General features: G+C 72.9%; 18 protein-coding genes. 7 read left to right on the top strand and 11 right to left on the bottom strand.

Going from position 1 to position 14,832, the window contains the following annotated elements; all coding sequences use genetic code 11:
• Positions 1-32: 32 nt before the first annotated feature.
• The 5 genes from DMB66_RS21975 to DMB66_RS21995 are packed head-to-tail and all read right to left on the bottom strand — an operon-like array spanning position 33 to position 3,359.
• Positions 33-1,142 carry a hypothetical protein gene (locus DMB66_RS21975; RefSeq protein ID WP_125805995.1) on the bottom strand — a complete coding sequence of 370 codons (1,110 nt, stop codon included), beginning with the start codon at positions 1,140-1,142 and terminating at the stop codon, positions 33-35.
• An 18-nt stretch (positions 1,143-1,160) separates the two neighbouring features.
• Positions 1,161-1,550 (bottom strand): PPOX class F420-dependent oxidoreductase, encoded by a 390-nt coding sequence (locus DMB66_RS21980; protein WP_233624758.1) that lies wholly within the window; start codon positions 1,548-1,550, stop codon positions 1,161-1,163.
• A gap of 8 nt (positions 1,551-1,558) precedes the next feature.
• Positions 1,559-2,062 (bottom strand): 2-C-methyl-D-erythritol 2,4-cyclodiphosphate synthase, encoded by a 504-nt coding sequence (ispF, locus tag DMB66_RS21985; protein WP_233624759.1) that lies wholly within the window; start codon positions 2,060-2,062, stop codon positions 1,559-1,561.
• Between the two features lie 4 nt (positions 2,063-2,066).
• On the bottom strand, positions 2,067-2,816 hold the full coding sequence (ispD, locus tag DMB66_RS21990; protein ID WP_125805997.1) for a 2-C-methyl-D-erythritol 4-phosphate cytidylyltransferase: 750 nt from the start codon (positions 2,814-2,816) through the stop codon (positions 2,067-2,069).
• Positions 2,817-2,873: 57 nt separating this feature from the next.
• The gene (locus tag DMB66_RS21995; RefSeq protein WP_026206027.1) at positions 2,874-3,359 is read right to left on the bottom strand and encodes a CarD family transcriptional regulator; all 486 of its coding nucleotides are present in this window, start codon (positions 3,357-3,359) and stop codon (positions 2,874-2,876) included.
• A 332-nt stretch (positions 3,360-3,691) separates the two neighbouring features.
• Here DMB66_RS21995 and DMB66_RS22000 point away from each other — a divergent pair, with 332 nt between their 5' ends.
• On the top strand, positions 3,692-4,465 hold the full coding sequence (locus DMB66_RS22000) for a hypothetical protein (RefSeq protein ID WP_125805998.1): 774 nt from the start codon (positions 3,692-3,694) through the stop codon (positions 4,463-4,465).
• A 72-nt stretch (positions 4,466-4,537) separates the two neighbouring features.
• On the opposite strand, the gene DMB66_RS22005 is transcribed toward DMB66_RS22000, so the two are convergent.
• The 3 genes from DMB66_RS22005 to DMB66_RS22015 all read right to left on the bottom strand — a co-directional run bounded on the left by DMB66_RS22005 (position 4,538) and on the right by DMB66_RS22015 (position 6,896).
• Complete coding sequence (locus DMB66_RS22005) at positions 4,538-4,996, bottom strand: DUF6023 family protein (protein ID WP_125805999.1); 459 nt, start codon at positions 4,994-4,996, stop codon at positions 4,538-4,540.
• A 10-nt stretch (positions 4,997-5,006) separates the two neighbouring features.
• The gene (locus DMB66_RS22010) at positions 5,007-6,068 is read right to left on the bottom strand and encodes a type III polyketide synthase (RefSeq protein ID WP_125806000.1); all 1,062 of its coding nucleotides are present in this window, start codon (positions 6,066-6,068) and stop codon (positions 5,007-5,009) included.
• 87 nt (positions 6,069-6,155) lie between these two features.
• A complete protein-coding gene (locus DMB66_RS22015; RefSeq protein ID WP_125806001.1) occupies positions 6,156-6,896 on the bottom strand; it encodes a methyltransferase domain-containing protein in 741 nt (246 codons plus the stop codon).
• Between the two features lie 46 nt (positions 6,897-6,942).
• Here DMB66_RS22015 and DMB66_RS22020 point away from each other — a divergent pair, with 46 nt between their 5' ends.
• From DMB66_RS22020 to DMB66_RS22040, 5 genes are all read left to right on the top strand, one after another.
• Positions 6,943-7,779 (top strand): UbiA family prenyltransferase, encoded by an 837-nt coding sequence (locus DMB66_RS22020; RefSeq protein WP_125806002.1) that lies wholly within the window; start codon positions 6,943-6,945, stop codon positions 7,777-7,779.
• Between the two features lie 81 nt (positions 7,780-7,860).
• Entirely contained in the window at positions 7,861-8,565 is a 705-nt protein-coding gene (locus DMB66_RS22025) for a hypothetical protein (RefSeq protein WP_125806003.1), read from the top strand.
• A gap of 38 nt (positions 8,566-8,603) precedes the next feature.
• Positions 8,604-10,025 (top strand): DNA repair protein RadA, encoded by a 1,422-nt coding sequence (gene radA, locus DMB66_RS22030; protein WP_125806004.1) that lies wholly within the window; start codon positions 8,604-8,606, stop codon positions 10,023-10,025.
• A gap of 100 nt (positions 10,026-10,125) precedes the next feature.
• Positions 10,126-11,310, top strand: a complete 1,185-nt coding sequence (gene disA / locus DMB66_RS22035; RefSeq protein WP_370318936.1) for a DNA integrity scanning diadenylate cyclase DisA — start codon at positions 10,126-10,128, stop codon at positions 11,308-11,310.
• Positions 11,311-11,419: 109 nt separating this feature from the next.
• Positions 11,420-11,842, top strand: a complete 423-nt coding sequence (locus tag DMB66_RS22040) for a hypothetical protein (protein ID WP_125806006.1) — start codon at positions 11,420-11,422, stop codon at positions 11,840-11,842.
• A gap of 44 nt (positions 11,843-11,886) precedes the next feature.
• Here the strand turns inward: DMB66_RS22040 and DMB66_RS22045 are convergent, their stop codons facing one another.
• From DMB66_RS22045 to DMB66_RS22055, 3 genes are all read right to left on the bottom strand, one after another.
• The gene (locus tag DMB66_RS22045) at positions 11,887-12,660 is read right to left on the bottom strand and encodes an adhesin (RefSeq protein WP_125806007.1); all 774 of its coding nucleotides are present in this window, start codon (positions 12,658-12,660) and stop codon (positions 11,887-11,889) included.
• Positions 12,661-12,741: 81 nt separating this feature from the next.
• The gene (locus tag DMB66_RS22050; RefSeq protein WP_125806008.1) at positions 12,742-13,293 is read right to left on the bottom strand and encodes a peptide deformylase; all 552 of its coding nucleotides are present in this window, start codon (positions 13,291-13,293) and stop codon (positions 12,742-12,744) included.
• On the bottom strand, positions 13,290-13,793 hold the full coding sequence (locus tag DMB66_RS22055; RefSeq protein WP_125806009.1) for a glycine cleavage system protein R: 504 nt from the start codon (positions 13,791-13,793) through the stop codon (positions 13,290-13,292). The genes DMB66_RS22050 and DMB66_RS22055 overlap by 4 nt, the downstream gene beginning before the upstream one ends.
• A 71-nt stretch (positions 13,794-13,864) precedes the next feature.
• On the opposite strand from DMB66_RS22055, the gene DMB66_RS22060 reads away from it, so the two are divergent.
• On the top strand, positions 13,865-14,767 hold the full coding sequence (locus DMB66_RS22060) for an A/G-specific adenine glycosylase (protein ID WP_125806010.1): 903 nt from the start codon (positions 13,865-13,867) through the stop codon (positions 14,765-14,767).
• Positions 14,768-14,832 lie beyond the last annotated feature (65 nt).

The raw sequence follows: 14,832 nt of genomic DNA on the forward strand, positions 1-14,832 counted from the left end.
CGCTACCCGATCGGCGTCGCCCGGCACGGGAGCTACGAGCGTTGGGTCAGGACGACGAGCTCCGCGAAGGCGGCCAGGACCATCGCGATGGCCAGCGGGACAACGCCGCCGACGGCCGCGAACGCCACCAGACCGAGCGGTGCGAGCGCCGTCGCGTAGACGGCGGCGACTAGGCGGCCGGCGCCCCGGAGCTCGCGCAGCGCCGCACCGACCGGGACAGGCAGTTGCCGGGTCAGCCACGCCATGATCGCGACCACGATCACCACGCCGATGACCCCGCCCCAGGCCCGGGCCACCCCGGTGCTGGCGATCGTCATCACCGCGGCGAGCACGGCGGCGACGAGCACGCCGTTGCTGCCGTACAGCACCGCCTGGCGGAACGTGTCGGCGACCGCGGCCGAGCGGTCCAGCACCGGCCCGCGCGGCCGGGTGATCGCGGGCGGGGGCGTGGCGGGCGGCTCCGGGGTGGCGAGGTCGGCGGGGACGGCCGGGTCCGGGACCGGCATCGCGGCGTCGGCCAGGCCTTCGAGGGCCAGCGCCCACCGGTGGCGCTCCAGGCGGACCACGCCGACGTCGCGCTGCGCGTCACCGATCGCGGCATCGAGATCAAGAGCTTCCCCGTACGCCCGCTGCGCCAGGTCGAAAAGCCGCAGCCGGGCCGCCACCACAGCCAGCACGAGGTGTGCCTCCGCGTCGGCGGGCGTGAGCCGTACCCCGTTCCACGCGGCATTGAGGGCGTCCTGGCCGTTGCGCGCCTCACTCAGCAGGGCCGCCCCGGTGCGCTGCGCGTACGGGTCGGCCGGCCAGGCCGCCAGGATCGATGCCGCGATCTGGGCCGCCTCACCGAACCGGCGCTCGTCGGACAGCGCCATCGCCCGCACGACCAGCGGCCCGACCGTGCCGGGCGCGGCGGCGACAGCCCGCTCGGCGGCGGCCAGCGCGTCGGCCGGCTGCGCCGCGGCGACGTGCACCCGGGCCAGCGTGCTCAGCAGCGCGGCATCGTCGGGGGCGGTGGCGAGACCGAGGGCGATCTCGCCGACCGCCTCGTCATAACGGCCGAGATCGGCCATCAGGAGTGCCCGCTGCCGGTACTCCTCAGGGGTCGTCTCCGGCTCGGACTGGGACGTGGGCTCGCTCGACACCCATCGAGCGTAAGTCGTCTACTGCGAGATCACCTTGCCCGGGGTGAGCCGGCATACGACTCGGACGGCCTCCGGCGGGTCGAAGGTGTACGGCTGATCGTTGTATTTGAGGCTCAACTCGTTGATCAATTCCTTGCCACCGGACTCCACCAGCGTCACGGAACCCTCGACGGTGAAGTACGAGTACGGCTGCGCCGGGTCGTACGCGCAGATCGACACCCGCGGGTCCCGTTCCATGTTCCGGGTCTTCTTGCGACCCCGGACGGTGGAGAAGAGCACGTCGTCGCCGTCCCGCTTGACCCACACCACGGTCGACTGCGGGGCGCTGTCGGGGTTGATGGTCGTGACGACGGCAAAGGTGTTGCCGTCGAGCAGTCGGCGAACCTTCTCGGGCAGGGCTGTGGTCATGGATCTGATCATGCCGTACGGGCGGTGACCTCGTAGATCAGAGCGGTGGCTACGGCCGCGAGTCCCTCACCGCGCCCGGTCAGCCCGAGCCCGTCGGTGGTGGTGCCGGCGACGGTGACCGGCGCGCCGACCGCGGCGGAGAGCACCTGCTGGGCCTCCTCGCGGCGCTTGCCGATCTTGGGACGGCTCCCGATGACCTGGATCGCGACGTTGCCGACCGCGAAACCGTGCGCGGCGAGCCGACGGACGGTCTCAGCGAGCAACGTCACACCGGCGGCGCCGGCCCACTCGGGCTCGGTGGTGCCGAAGTTGCTGCCGAGATCACCCAGCCCGGCGGCGCTGAGCAGGGCGTCACAGGCGGCATGCGCGGCGACGTCGGCGTCGGAATGCCCGGCCAGCCCGGACTCGCCGGGCCACATGAGGCCGGCGACCCAGCACACCCGCGCCGGATCGAACGCGTGCACATCGGTGCCGATCCCGACACGCTGGCTCAACGGGCTCACAGAACTCACGGCGTCAGGTTACGTGGAGCAGCGCCTCGGCGATCACCAGGTCCAGTGGACGGGTGATCTTCATAGCCAACTCGGAGCCGGGCACGCAGGTCACCGGGATGCCGGCCTTCTCCACCATCCCGGCGTCGTCGGTGTGCGCGCCGAACCCGTCGGCATGCGCGGCGGTCAGCACCTCCCGCCGGAACCCCTGCGGCGTCTGCACGCTCCGCAACACGGACCGGTCAACAGTCCCCACCACGACCTCAACCGGCCCATCCGCCCCGGCCGGAGCGGATCCGGGGCCGACGGCGTCGGGCTCCAGTGCGGGCCCGACCTCCTTGATGGTGTCCACGACCGGGAGGACCGGGATCACGGCCGGCCGGCCGGCGCGCACGGCCGCCGCGACCGACTCGGTCAGCTCCGGCGGGGCGAGCGCGCGGGCGGCGTCGTGCACGAGCACGATGCGGACGTCCGGAGGCACCACCGCGAGCGCCGCGGCGACGGAGTGTTGTCGTTCGGCGCCGCCCGGGACGACGGTGACCGGGGCGATCGGGGCGAGCAGGGCGCGGACCGCGTCGACTTCCGCGGCGGGAGCGGCCACCACGATCATCCGCACGGACGGAGCCGCCGCGATGCGCCGGACGGCGTGCGCGAGGAGGGGCTCGCCGGCGAGCAGGCGCAGGGCCTTCGGGCCGCCGGGGCCCAGGCGGAGGCCGGCGCCGGCCGCCGGAACGAGGACCGCGACGTCACCGCGCGGGTTGAGCTGCGCGGTCACGTCGCGGTCCTGTTCGACTGGTGTCACTGTGGGGGGTGGGGCAAAGTGGTGGAAAAGTCAGGCCTCGGTGAGAACCTTGTCGAGGAGGACTTCCGCCTCGTCCTTGGTGCTCTTCTCGGCGAGGGCGACCTCACCAACGAGGATGTCGCGGGCCTTGGCGAGCATCCGCTTTTCCCCAGCCGAGAGACCACGCTCGCGCTCGCGACGCCAAAGGTCGCGAACGACCTCGGCTACCTTCAGCGGATTGCCGGAGGCGAGCTTCTCGAGGTTGGCCTTGTAACGCCGCGACCAGTTGGTCGGCTCCTCGGTGTGCGGTGCGCGGAGGACGTCGAAGACCTTGCCCAGGCCTTCCTCGCCAACCACTTCGCGCACGCCGACGATCTCGGCATTCTCAGCGGGCACCCGGACAGTAAGGTCGCCCTGGGCGACTCGCAGAACGAGATATTGCTTCGGCTCGCCCTTGATGACCCTAGTCTCGATTGCCTCGATGAGTGCGGCCCCGTGGTGGGGGTAAACAACGGTCTCGCCGACACTGAAAACCATAGGTTCGAAACCCCTTTCGCTGTGTCTAGGGTAACACGCTCACGCAGCGATGTCCCACCCTGGCCGTGACTGTTAGTGCAGCTCAGAGGCCCTGTGAGCCGTCTTTCTACCGCTTGACATGCGGGCGAAGAGCTGCCTCAGTAACGCAGGGTGATTGCGTCGTGACCACTCGACTCAGCGAGTCGGATATTCCGGACCTGAAGCCTTTGCGAGGTCAAGCTTATCGCTAGCGACCGGAACCGCCCACCACTGGCGGTCGAACCCATGCGTGGGGGAGGCTGGACTCAGGTCCTCGGCCACGCGAGACTCGTCTGCAGTGGGGAGGGTGAATCGTGGGCAGTCTGAGTGACAACGGTGGCAACTGGCCGCCCGATGGCGGCTCCCCTGACGGCCTGCCGGGTCTGCCCGACGAGTGGGGCGTCATCGTCATCCCCGACGATCTCTCCGAGTTGTCCGACGAGGTCAGCGCCGTCCGGGCCGAGCTGGACAGATCAAAGCACCACACCCGCTGGCAGCGCTTCGCCGAGCGCCCCGGCATGCGCACGCTGCGCCGGGTCGGCGCCGCCAGCCTGCGCGCCCCGGTCCTGATCATCTCGATGGCCGTCCTGGTCACCGTGGCCAGCCTCTTCGCCTCGGCCTGGCCCGGGCCGGCCCGGTCGCCCGCCACCCAGCGCACGGCCACCACCACCGACGCCCGCAGTCTCACCCTGCCCGCGCTGGAGCTGATCGGCAGCGACGGCAAGACCGTCCCGCTGCGGGCCCAACTGCCGGCGGTCGTGCTGCTCATCGACGGCTGCGACTGCGCCGGCCTGATCGCCGACACGGTCGCCGCGGCGCCGGCCGGCATCACCGTCGTCACGGTCGTCGCCGGTGCCGCCGCCGGGCAGACCGGTGGCGCTCCGCCCACCAACGCCGCCTCACCGACCCAGGGCCAGCCCGTGCGCGCGCTGCGCGACCCCACCGGCGAGCTCCGCGCCGGGCTCCACCTCGGCGCCCCCGACGGCACCGCGGCAGCCCTGCTGGTCGACCGAAATGGCGGGATCGTCCGCAAGCTCGACCGGACCGCCATGATCGACGAGTTCCGGCCCGATCTGGCCCGGCTCTGACACTGCGTGACAGCGGCCCGGCCGGCCGCCGCGTAGGTAACAGTCAGGCAGGTAACAGTCAGTGGATGACAGTCAATAGGTGCGGGTCCGCGTGGCTCGCCACCGGAAGACGGCCGTCCCCCGGGTCTCAGCCGAAACGGCGAGGAAGAGGCCGTCCGCCAGGCCTACGGTCAGCTCCACCGGCTTCGGTTCCCGCGCCGCGCACGGCACCGCCCGCCCGGAGTCCTCGCCCGTCGCGCTGAGCCGCACCCGCACCTGACCGGCGCCCACGCACAGCATCGTGAGGGCGTACGAGCCGCCGGCCACCACGGTGCTGCGCTCGGTGCGTACGCCCTCGGCCAGGACCATCGTCTCCGCCTGCGCCTGCCGCGGCACGTCGGGCAGCAGGCGCTCGACGGCGGCCCGGCCGGCCACGACCTCGGGGTCCTCGCCGACCTCCGGGGCGGCCCGCACAAACCAGACACCACCGGCGAGCAGCAGAACCAGGGCGAACGCGTAGAGCGTCACGCCCGCCGCCCGGTCCTCTCGCACGGGACCCACCTTAGGGCGTGTCGAGCAGCAGGCCATAGAGCGTGAGGCCGGGCCCGAAGGCCAGCATCACCACCCGGCCCGGCGGCCGCGGCGCGCACCGCAGCGCGTCCAGGACCAGCAATACCGTGGGGGACGAGCAATTCCCGTACGTCGCCAGCACCTCCCTGGAGGCGGCCATGGCCTCGGCCGGGAGCCCGAGTTGCTCCTGCACCACGTCGAGGATCTTCGGGCCGCCCGGATGCACCGCCCAGCCGTCCACGTCGGCGATCGTCAGGCCGTTGCGCGCCAGCAGGTCGTCGACCATGCGCCGGACGTGCACCGCCAGCACGTCCGGCACCTGCGGTGACAGCCCCATCCGGAAGCCCAGATCGGTGACGTCCCAGGTCATGTGGCCGGCCGTGGTGGTGTCCGTGAGCGCGGCGACGTCGCTGAGGACGTACCCCCCGGTCTTGCTCTCGGGGGTGAGCACGACGGCGGCCGCGGCGTCCGAGAAGAGCGCGTGCGAGACGATCTGCTGGATGTCCGCCCGCGGATCCGCGGGCTGGAGGTGCAGGCTGGTGAGCTCGGCGCAGAGCAGCAGCGCCGGGCGCCCGCGGGCGGCGACGAAGTCGGCCGCCGCGCCCAGGCTCGGCAGCGCGGCGTAGCAGCCCATGTGTCCGACGAAGAGCCGCTGCAGCGACGTCGCCATGCCCATGTCCCGGGCCAGCAGGATGTCCAGGCCCGGCGTCGCGTAGCCGGTGCAGGAGCAGACCACCAGCAGGCCCAGCTCGTCGGCGGCGACGCCGGCATCGGTGAGCGCCCGGCCGACCGCCTCCTTGGCCAGCGGCATGGCCTCCACCTGGTAGCGGCGCATCCGGCGCTCGGTGGACCAGCCGGAGACGTCCTCCAGCAGCGGGCTGACCGCCGCCTGCCGGGTGCGTACCCCCGAGTTTGCGAAGATCCGCCGCGCCAGCCCGCGCCGGCCGCCCGCGTAGTGCCCGGCGAAGTAGCCCTCCCACAACTCGTCCTGCGCTGCTGCCGGCGGCAGCGCGATGCCCACGCCGCCGATCACCGCCTGACCGTTCCTCTTCACTTGTGCCTCCCCAGGCCGAACCCCGCCGACTGGTGCTTACCCGCAAGAGCGATCACCATCGCGGGACGGAGCCTTTGCGAGTCCGGATCACCGCCGAGCGCCTCGGCGCCCAGCCGCCTGTTTGCGGCCCATGCCCTGGTAGACCACCGCCGTGGAGCGGGTCGGGATCATCCGGCCCAGCGGACCGGAGCCCGCGCCGGCCGGCAGGAACAGCCAGCGGATCAGGCCCGCCAGGCTCGGGCGCAGGCCGCGGACCCGGAGCCGGACGCCGTGCTTCGCGCACTCCGTGGTCAGCTCGCCGGGGTCGACGAACAGGTCCGGGTCGTGAATGCCCACCGGGGCCGCGCCGAACCGCTCGGCGAGGGTCACCGTGACGAACCGGCCCAGCCGGGTGTCGTTGACCGTGTCCAGCACCAGCAGCCCGCCCGGCCGCAGCACCCGGCACAGTTCGGCCACTGTGGCCGGCAGGTCGGTGACGTGCTCGAGGATCTCGCCCGCCACCACCACGTCGGCCGCGCCGTCCGCCAGCGGCAGCGCGGTCACGTCGCCGGTGACCGGGGTCACTCCCCGGGCCGCGGACTGCTCCAGCCCCGCGCGGCGCAGGTCGACGCCGACGTGCCGGTAGCCGAGCCGCTCGACGTGCGGGGCCAGCAGGCCGCCGCCGCAGCCGGCGTCGACCAGGATCGCCGCCGGGCGCTCCGCGGGCGGCACCAGGGCACCGCGGGCACGCGCCAGCCAGTGCAGGAGCTCGAAGCCGCCGCCGGGCCGCCACCACTCACCCGCGAGGTCGTCGTACTGACGCGGATCGTTACGGGGCAGCAGTGCCATGTGACCGAGCGTGGCACGCGCGAGTCACAACCACCACACTGCTTTCATGTTCGGACCTGTCGCTCTCCTCAAGGCCTCCCACCCCGAACCGGGTGGCGCGGTCACCCTGGCCATGACGCTGCTCGCCGTCGGGGTGGGGCATCGCGGCTGGAGCGTGCTCGGCGTCGCCGCCGGAATCGGGGCCACCCAGCTCTCGGTGGGCTGGGTGAACGACTGGCTGGACGCCGACCGGGACCGCATCGCCGGGCGCGCCGACAAGCCGGTGGCCTCGGGGCTGGTCTCCCGCCGCGCCGTGGGGATCGCGGGCCTGCTCGCCTCGCTGGCGGTGCCGCTGCTCGGGCTGCCCTTCGGCGCGGCCGCGGCGGTCTGCCTCACGCTGGTCGGGATCTTCGCGCTGCTCTACGACTGGCCCTTGAAGTCCACCCCACTGTCGGTGCTGCCCTATCTGGTGGCGTTCGGGCTGATGCCGGCGTTCGTGGTGCTCGCCCTGCCCGGCCAGCCCTGGCCGCCGGCCTGGCTGGTCGCCGCCGGCGCCCTGCTCGGCGGCGGGGCGCACTTCGCCAACGTGCTGCCGGACCTCGCCGACGACGCCGCCACCGGCGTGGTCGGCCTCCCGCACCGGCTCGGCGCGACCTGGTCGCAGATCGCCGCGGCCGGCCTGCTGCTCATCGCGACCCTCACCCTGGTCTTCGGGCCGGCGGGGCCGCCGTCGTGGCCGGGCATCGCGGCCGCCGCGGCCGCCGCGGTGGTCCTGCCGCTGGGCTGGTACGCAGGTCAGCGGGCCCAGCGGCGCGGCACCCGACAGGTGGCGATGTTCCGGTCGGTCATCGTGGTGGCGCTGCTGGACGTCGTGCTGCTGGTGTTCAGCGGGCGGGTGGTGTGAATGGACGGGTCGCCGTACGCGCCGGATCTACGCCCTCTAGGCTGATCGGCGGAGCATTCTCGAGTTTCTTGGAGGACTGTGATGCGCTCGCTGGTAACCCGCCGCGCCGCCCTGGCCACGGGTGTCGCCACGCTGGCCGCGATCGCGCTCGCCGGCTGCAGCGCCGGTCAGGTCGCCGAGACGTCGCTCAAGAAGCCGTCGGTCTACGGCGTGAACGCGGAAAGCTCCGACCAGTCGGTCGCCATCCGCAACCTCGCGGTCGCCTACAAGGGCACCACCGGCTACCCGGCGGGCGCCGACGCGACGCTGCAGGTGGGTCTCTACAACCAGACCCGGCAGACCGTCACCGTCCTGATCAGCAGCAAGCCGGCCGCCGGCACGGACGGCAAGGACACCGTGGTCTCCGCGCAGTCCGTCGGCCTGGTCGGCGGCGCCTCGGCGACCCCGTCCGCGGCCGCGACGGCCAGCCCGGAGCCCAGCACGGACCCGAGCGCCGGCCCGAGCTCCAGTGTGACCCCGTCGGCCGAGCCCAGCGCGTCGGCTCCGGCGGCCCGGCCGGCCCGGATCGAGATCGCCCCGCTCGGCGCGGCCACGTTCCTGCCGGAGGACGCCCAGCAGCTGCAGGCCCTGGGCCTCAGCGGCAAGCTGGTCCCGGGTCAGTCGATCAACCTGGTGTTCGAGTTCAGCAGCGGCGCGGCCCCGCTGGTTCTGCAGGCCCCGGTGGCCATCCCGCTGGTCCCGGCGTCGCGCGCCCCGGGCGTTCCGCACGAAGACACCGAAGAGTAAGTCCCCGGTTTGTCATACCACCGGGCTAGCGTGACCATGTGACGACTTCTCGCACTCCGTCCCGTGCCCGCTCTGAGCCGAGACCTGCCTATCAGTGCGACGCCTGCGGTCACCAGCCGCCCAAGTGGCTGGGCCGCTGCCCGGAGTGCAGCGAGTGGGGCTCGATCATCGAGTCCACGTTGACCGGTCCGGTGGTCGCCGGCCGGGTGGTCAGTTCCCGCCTGCCGTCCGAGCCGGCCCGTCCGATCAAGACGATCAGCGCCGCCCCGGCCAAGGCCGTGCCCAGCGGGGTCAGCGAGCTCGACCGGGTGCTCGGCGGCGGCCTGGTGCCCGGCGCGGTGGTGCTGCTGGCCGGCGAGCCCGGCGTCGGCAAGTCGACCCTGCTGCTCGACGTGGCCCAGCAGTGGGCGGCCGGCACAAACACCCCCTCCCTGGTGGTCAGCGGCGAGGAGTCGGTCAGCCAGGTGCGCCTGCGCGCCGAGCGGCTCGGCGCCCTGCACGACAACCTCTATCTCGCCTCCGAGAGCGACCTCGGCGCGGTTCTCGGCCACCTCGACGCGGTCAAGCCCGGCCTGCTGATCATCGACTCGGTGCAGACCATCTCCGCCCCGGGCACCGAGGGGGTGCCCGGCGGTGTCACCCAGGTCCGCGCCGTCACCGCGGCGCTGGTCAGCATCGCCAAGGAGCGCGGCGTCGCCACCGTGCTGGTCGGGCACGTCACCAAGGACGGCTCGGTCGCCGGCCCGCGCGTGCTTGAGCACCTCGTCGACGTGGTGCTGCACTTCGAGGGCGACAAGCACTCGTCGTTGCGCCTGGTCCGCGGCGTGAAGAACCGCTACGGCCCGGCCGACGAGGTGGGCTGTTTCGAGATGCACGAAACCGGCATCGTCAGCCTCGCCGACCCGTCCGGGCTGTTCCTCACCCGCTACAACGAGCCGGTGCCGGGCACCTGCGTCACCGTGGCGATGGAGGGCCGCCGGGCGATGGTGACCGAGGTGCAGGCCCTGATCGGCGCCCAAGTGCAGGGTTCACCCCGGCGCACGGTGTCCGGCCTCGACAGCGCCCGGCTGGCCATGGTGCTGGCGGTGCTGCAGCGCCGGATGGAAAAGATCAAGCTGCACGACCGGGAGGTCTTCGCGGCCACGGTCGGCGGCATCCGCGTCACCGAGCCGTCGGCCGACCTGGCGATGGCCCTGGCGGTGGCCTCGGGCGCGCTCAATCTGGCGATGGCCCCGCACCTGGTGGCGATCGGCGAGGTCGGGCTGACCGGGGAGGTGCGCCGGGTCGGCGCGATCGGGCGCCGGCTGGCCGAGGCGGCCCGGCTCGGCTTCCGCTTCGCCCTGGTTCCGCCCGGTTACGGCACCGGTGACGGCGACAGCCCGCCCAAGGACATGCGCGTCGTCGAGGTCGGCGACCTGCAGACCGCCGTGCAGTGGGCGGCCCGGGCGTCGGCCGAATGACCCCCATGACGCACTCACCGGCGGTGACCGTCGATGACGCTCTGGAGCATCGTCGGAACCGCGACTCGTTGACCTGGATAAGAGTCCGTAGAATGTACAGGTGCCGCTCGACCGCGATGCCTCATCAAACCGCCATACCAATGGCGCTGCTGCCGGCGTCAACGGTTCGGCAGCCCGTCCGATGACCCCCACGACGCCCGGCCTGACCGGTGGTGGAGTCAGCGGTGACCCGCTGCGCGCCAACCTCGCCCTGATGGCCCCCGGCACCGCGCTGCGCGACGGCCTCGAGCGGATCCTGCGCGGCCGCACCGGCGCGCTCATCGTGCTCGGCTACGACGCGATGGTCGAGCAGATCTGCACCGGCGGCTTCCCGCTCGACGTGGAGTTCTCCGCGACCCGCCTGCGCGAGCTGTGCAAGATGGACGGCGCTGTCGTGCTCTCCAGCGACGGCACCCGCATAGTCCGCGCCGCCGTGCACCTGATGCCCGACCCGGGCATCCACTCCGAGGAGTCGGGCACCCGGCACCGCACCGCGGAGCGGGTGGCCAAGCAGTCCGGCTTCCCGGTGATCTCGGTCAGCCAGTCGATGCACATCATCGGCCTCTACGTGAACGGCCAGCGGCACGTCCTGGACGACTCCGCGGCCATCCTCTCCCGTGCCAACCAGGCCCTGGCCACCCTGGAGCGCTACAAGCTGCGCCTGGACGAGGTCTCCGGCACGCTGTCCGCACTGGAGATCGAAGACCTGGTCACCGTCCGCGACGCGGTGGCGGTGGTGCAGCGCCTGGAGATGGTGCGCCGCATCGCCGACGAGATCTCCGGCTACGTGGTCGAGCTGGGCACGGACGGCCGGCTGCTCGCCCTGCAGCTCGACGAGCTGATGGCCGGCGTCGACTCCGACCGCACCCTGGTCATCCGCGACTACCTGCCGACCGGGCGCAAGGCCCGCACGCTGGACGAGGCGCTGGTCGAGCTCGATCTGCTCACCGCCACCGAGATGATCGACCTGGTCGCGGTGGCCAAGGCGATCGGCTACCCGGGCGCTTCCGACGCGCTGGACGCGGCCGTGAGCCCGCGGGGCTTCCGGCTGCTGGCCAAGGTGCCCCGGCTGCCGGCGCAGATCGTCGAGCGGCTGGTCGACCACTTCGGCAGCCTGCAGCGGCTGCTGGGCGCGACGGTGGAGGACCTGCAAGCGGTCGAGGGGGTGGGCGACGCGCGCGCCCGCGGGGTTCGCGAGGGACTCTCCCGGCTCGCCGAGGCCTCGATCCTCGAACGCTACGTCTAACCCGGGGTTCGTAAGGGGGTCGACGGCGGGCTAGGGCTGTCCGGCGGAAGCCGGGCTTCCCGTGGGCCGTCATGATCGGCGCGACGCCCCCTGGGTATCGTCGGCGGACATGAGCGCTCTCCCCTCGCCCGACGACCTGACATCGCTGATCCTCCGCACGGACTTCGGCGACGACGCCGCCTGGGAGGCGCTGCTCGCGGAGATGCGCGGCGAGGCCGCCCACCGCAGCGCGACCTACGTCAGCGACCCCGCCTACGCGGGGGTGACGATCCAGGCCCTGGTCGACGCGGACGCCGCCGCGAGCGAGGACGACAAGCTGACGTACGTCTTCCTCGCCGACGCGACCACGCTGGGCGACGAGGAGCACGCGCTGCTGGCCGTCGACCTCGAAGGCGAGCCCGGCCGGACATTCCGGGTGCCGCCCCGCTGGTTCACCGACGTCTCCGCCAACCTGACCATCGCGAACATGGACTTCGCCGACTTCGCGGACGCCACCGACGAGACCGGCACATTCCGCGGCTTCGACGACTAGACCGCCGCCGGGACGTGCTGGTCGGCGGGCGACGAAGCCGGCTGCTAAGCGGTGATGGTGAGGGCCACCGGGGCGCTGATCTTGGCGCCCAGCCGGTAGCGCATCTCGTACTGACCGACGGGCGGGGCGGGGCCCGCCGCCTGGCCCGTCGTGCACTTCGTCGCCTGCTTGCCGTTCCAGCTCACGTCGAACGCGCGCACGCCGTTCGGCGGGAACGAGTAGACGTCGGAGCCCTTGGCCGCGCTGCACGTGTCCGAGGACCAGACCCGGCCGGCTCCCTGCTCGATGTAGAGCTCCTGCACGTCCGCCCCCACGTCGCGGGTGCAGGTTCGGGCCGAGATGTTCTTGATCTTGAGCTCGACCGCCACCGAGGCACCGCGGCGGATCGTCGTGGTCGCCGGCACCGCCGTCACGGACATCTCCGCGTCCGTGCACGTGCCAGCGGACGGGGCCGTGACGTTCGTGTCGTTGGTGCCGCCCTGCGCGTCGTCGTCGCCGTCGTCCCCGGAGCCGTCATCGGTGCCGGCCGACGGGTTGGCGCCCGCACCGCTGGCCGTGAGGTCGCCCGGGTCCGGCAGGGACGGGTTGCCCGCGCCCGGGCCGGGGTCGGTGAAGCTGGGCTCGTCCTCGGGCGTGGCCGACACCGACGGTGAGATCGGCGCCCCCGAGGAAGCGCCCGTGCCGCGATCGCTGTTCTTGTCGTCCCCGCCGGAGCAGGACACGAACAGCACGATGACGCCGAGCAGCAGCGCACCGAGCACCACAGCGCGACGCCGCCAGTACACGGCGGCAGGAAGGGGACCGACCGTCGAACGCATGATGGGTGCACGGTATCCCCGCCGAGCGGGTGCGGCCGCCGCGACGCGCCGACAACGCGACACCGACTCGCGCGTTGATCGTTAGAGATAGACCTTGCGCTGGTAGACGGCGTGCGCGCCGGCCACCCGATCGAGGAAGAGTTTTCCCGCGCAGTGGTCGATCTCGTGCTGCAGCGCCCGCGCCTCGAAGGCGTCGGTGGTCAGCCGCACCGGCTCCCCCGTGCCGGGTAGCACGGCCTCGACCACGACGCGGCTGGCGCGTTTCACGTCGCCGGTCAGGTCCGGAACGGACATGCAGCCCTCGCGGCCCGGCCGCCAGCGGCTGGCCTCGACCACCCGGGCATTGCACAGCACGAACGTGCCGTGCGCGGTCACCGTCTTCGGGTGTTCGGTCACGTCCACGACGAACACCTGCGCGCCCACCCCGACCTGCGGCGCGGCCAGGCCGACGCAGCCCGGCGACACCCGCATGGTGGCGACCAGGTCGGCGGCGAGCTGCACGATCGCCGGATCGGCCGGATCGACCTCGGCACCCTCGCTGCTCAGCACGCCGGCCGGGGCGGTGACCACGGACAGCACCCTGCCGTCGACGCCGAGCGCGTCGGGCTTCCAGCCCGCCAGGGCGTCGCTCACAGGACGTCCGACTCGGCCCGGCGCAGGGTGACGTCGACGCCCAGTTCCTGCGCGGCCACGGCCAGTTGCGCGGCCAGGTCGTCGGCGCCGCCCGGCGGCACGTCCACCTCGGCGATCAGCACGTAGAGCGGGCCGGTCAGCCGGGTGGTGAGGTCGGTGATGTTGCCGCCGGCGGCGGCGACCACCCGCGTGACGGCGGCGACGATCCCGAGCCGGTCGGCGCCGTGCACGCTGACCAAGTGCGGCTCCCCCGCCGCGTCGGTGTCCTCCTCGGGCGCCACCTCCCGGACGGTCGTCAGCACCCCGTCGAGCGGCGCCAGCGCCCGCTCGACCTCCTCGGTCGTGGGGCCGGTGCAGATCAGGGTCATCGCGAAGTGGCCGCGCAGCCGGGTCATGGTGGAGTCGGAGAGGTTGGCCCCGACCCCGGCGAGCGCCTCCGAGACGTCGGCGACGATGCCGGTCCGGTCGGGACCGATGACGGTGATGGCAAGCTCGTTCACTCCGGCATCGTAGGCGGTGGTCTCGCGCGGGCCGTCAGGATCCGTGCGACACCCCCTAAGCTGGTCCGGTTATGACGCTCGCCGACTCAGTCATCAAGTGGTACGACGCCAACGCCCGCGACCTGCCCTGGCGGGTCCCCGGCAGCACCGCCTGGGCGGTGCTGGTCAGCGAGGTGATGCTGCAACAGACGCCCGTGGTCCGGGTGACACCGGCCTGGCACGCGTGGATGGCACGCTGGCCGGATCCGGCGGCGCTGGCCGAGGATCCCCCGTCCGAGGCCATCCGGATGTGGGGCCGGCTGGGCTATCCGCGCCGGGCGATGCGGCTGCACGCGTGCGCGGTCGCCATCGTGGAACGGCACGGCGGGCGGGTGCCCGACGACCTGGAGCAGTTGCTCGCGCTGCCGGGCGTGGGGACCTACACGGCCCGGGCGGTGGCGACCTTCGCCTACGGGCAACGTCACCCGGTCGTGGACACGAACGTCCGCCGGGTGGTGTCCCGAGCGGTGGCCGGTGACCCGGATGCCGGGCCGACCACGACGACGGCGGACCTGGCGGCGATGGCGGAGTTGCTCCCCGAGGAGGCGGCGCGGGCGGCCCGGGCGAGCATCGCGTTCATGGAGCTGGGGGCGCTGGTCTGCACGGCCCGCTCGCCGCGCTGCCCGGAGTGCCCGTTCGAGGCGGTGTGCGCGTGGCGGCAGAGCGGGGCGCCCGCGCCGGCCGGTCCGACCCGGCGGCCGCAGAAGTATGCGGGCACCGACCGGCAGGTCCGCGGCCTGCTGCTGGAGGTGCTCCGGCACGCCACCGGCCCGGTGCCCCGGCAGCGGCTCGACGCGGTCTGGACCGACGAGGTGCAGCGGGCGCGGGCGCTGTCCGGCCTGGTCACGGACGGCCTGGTGGAGCCGCTGGATTCGGACGCGGACCGCTTCGTGCTGGCCGGCGACCACCCGCCCCGCTTCCCGCCGCTGGGGTAGGACCCGGAACGCGGTGCCCGAGCAACGCGGAACGGCCCGGCGCCGCCCCATTTCGGGGAAGTGCC

The organism is Actinoplanes sp. ATCC 53533 (genome assembly GCF_003947245.1).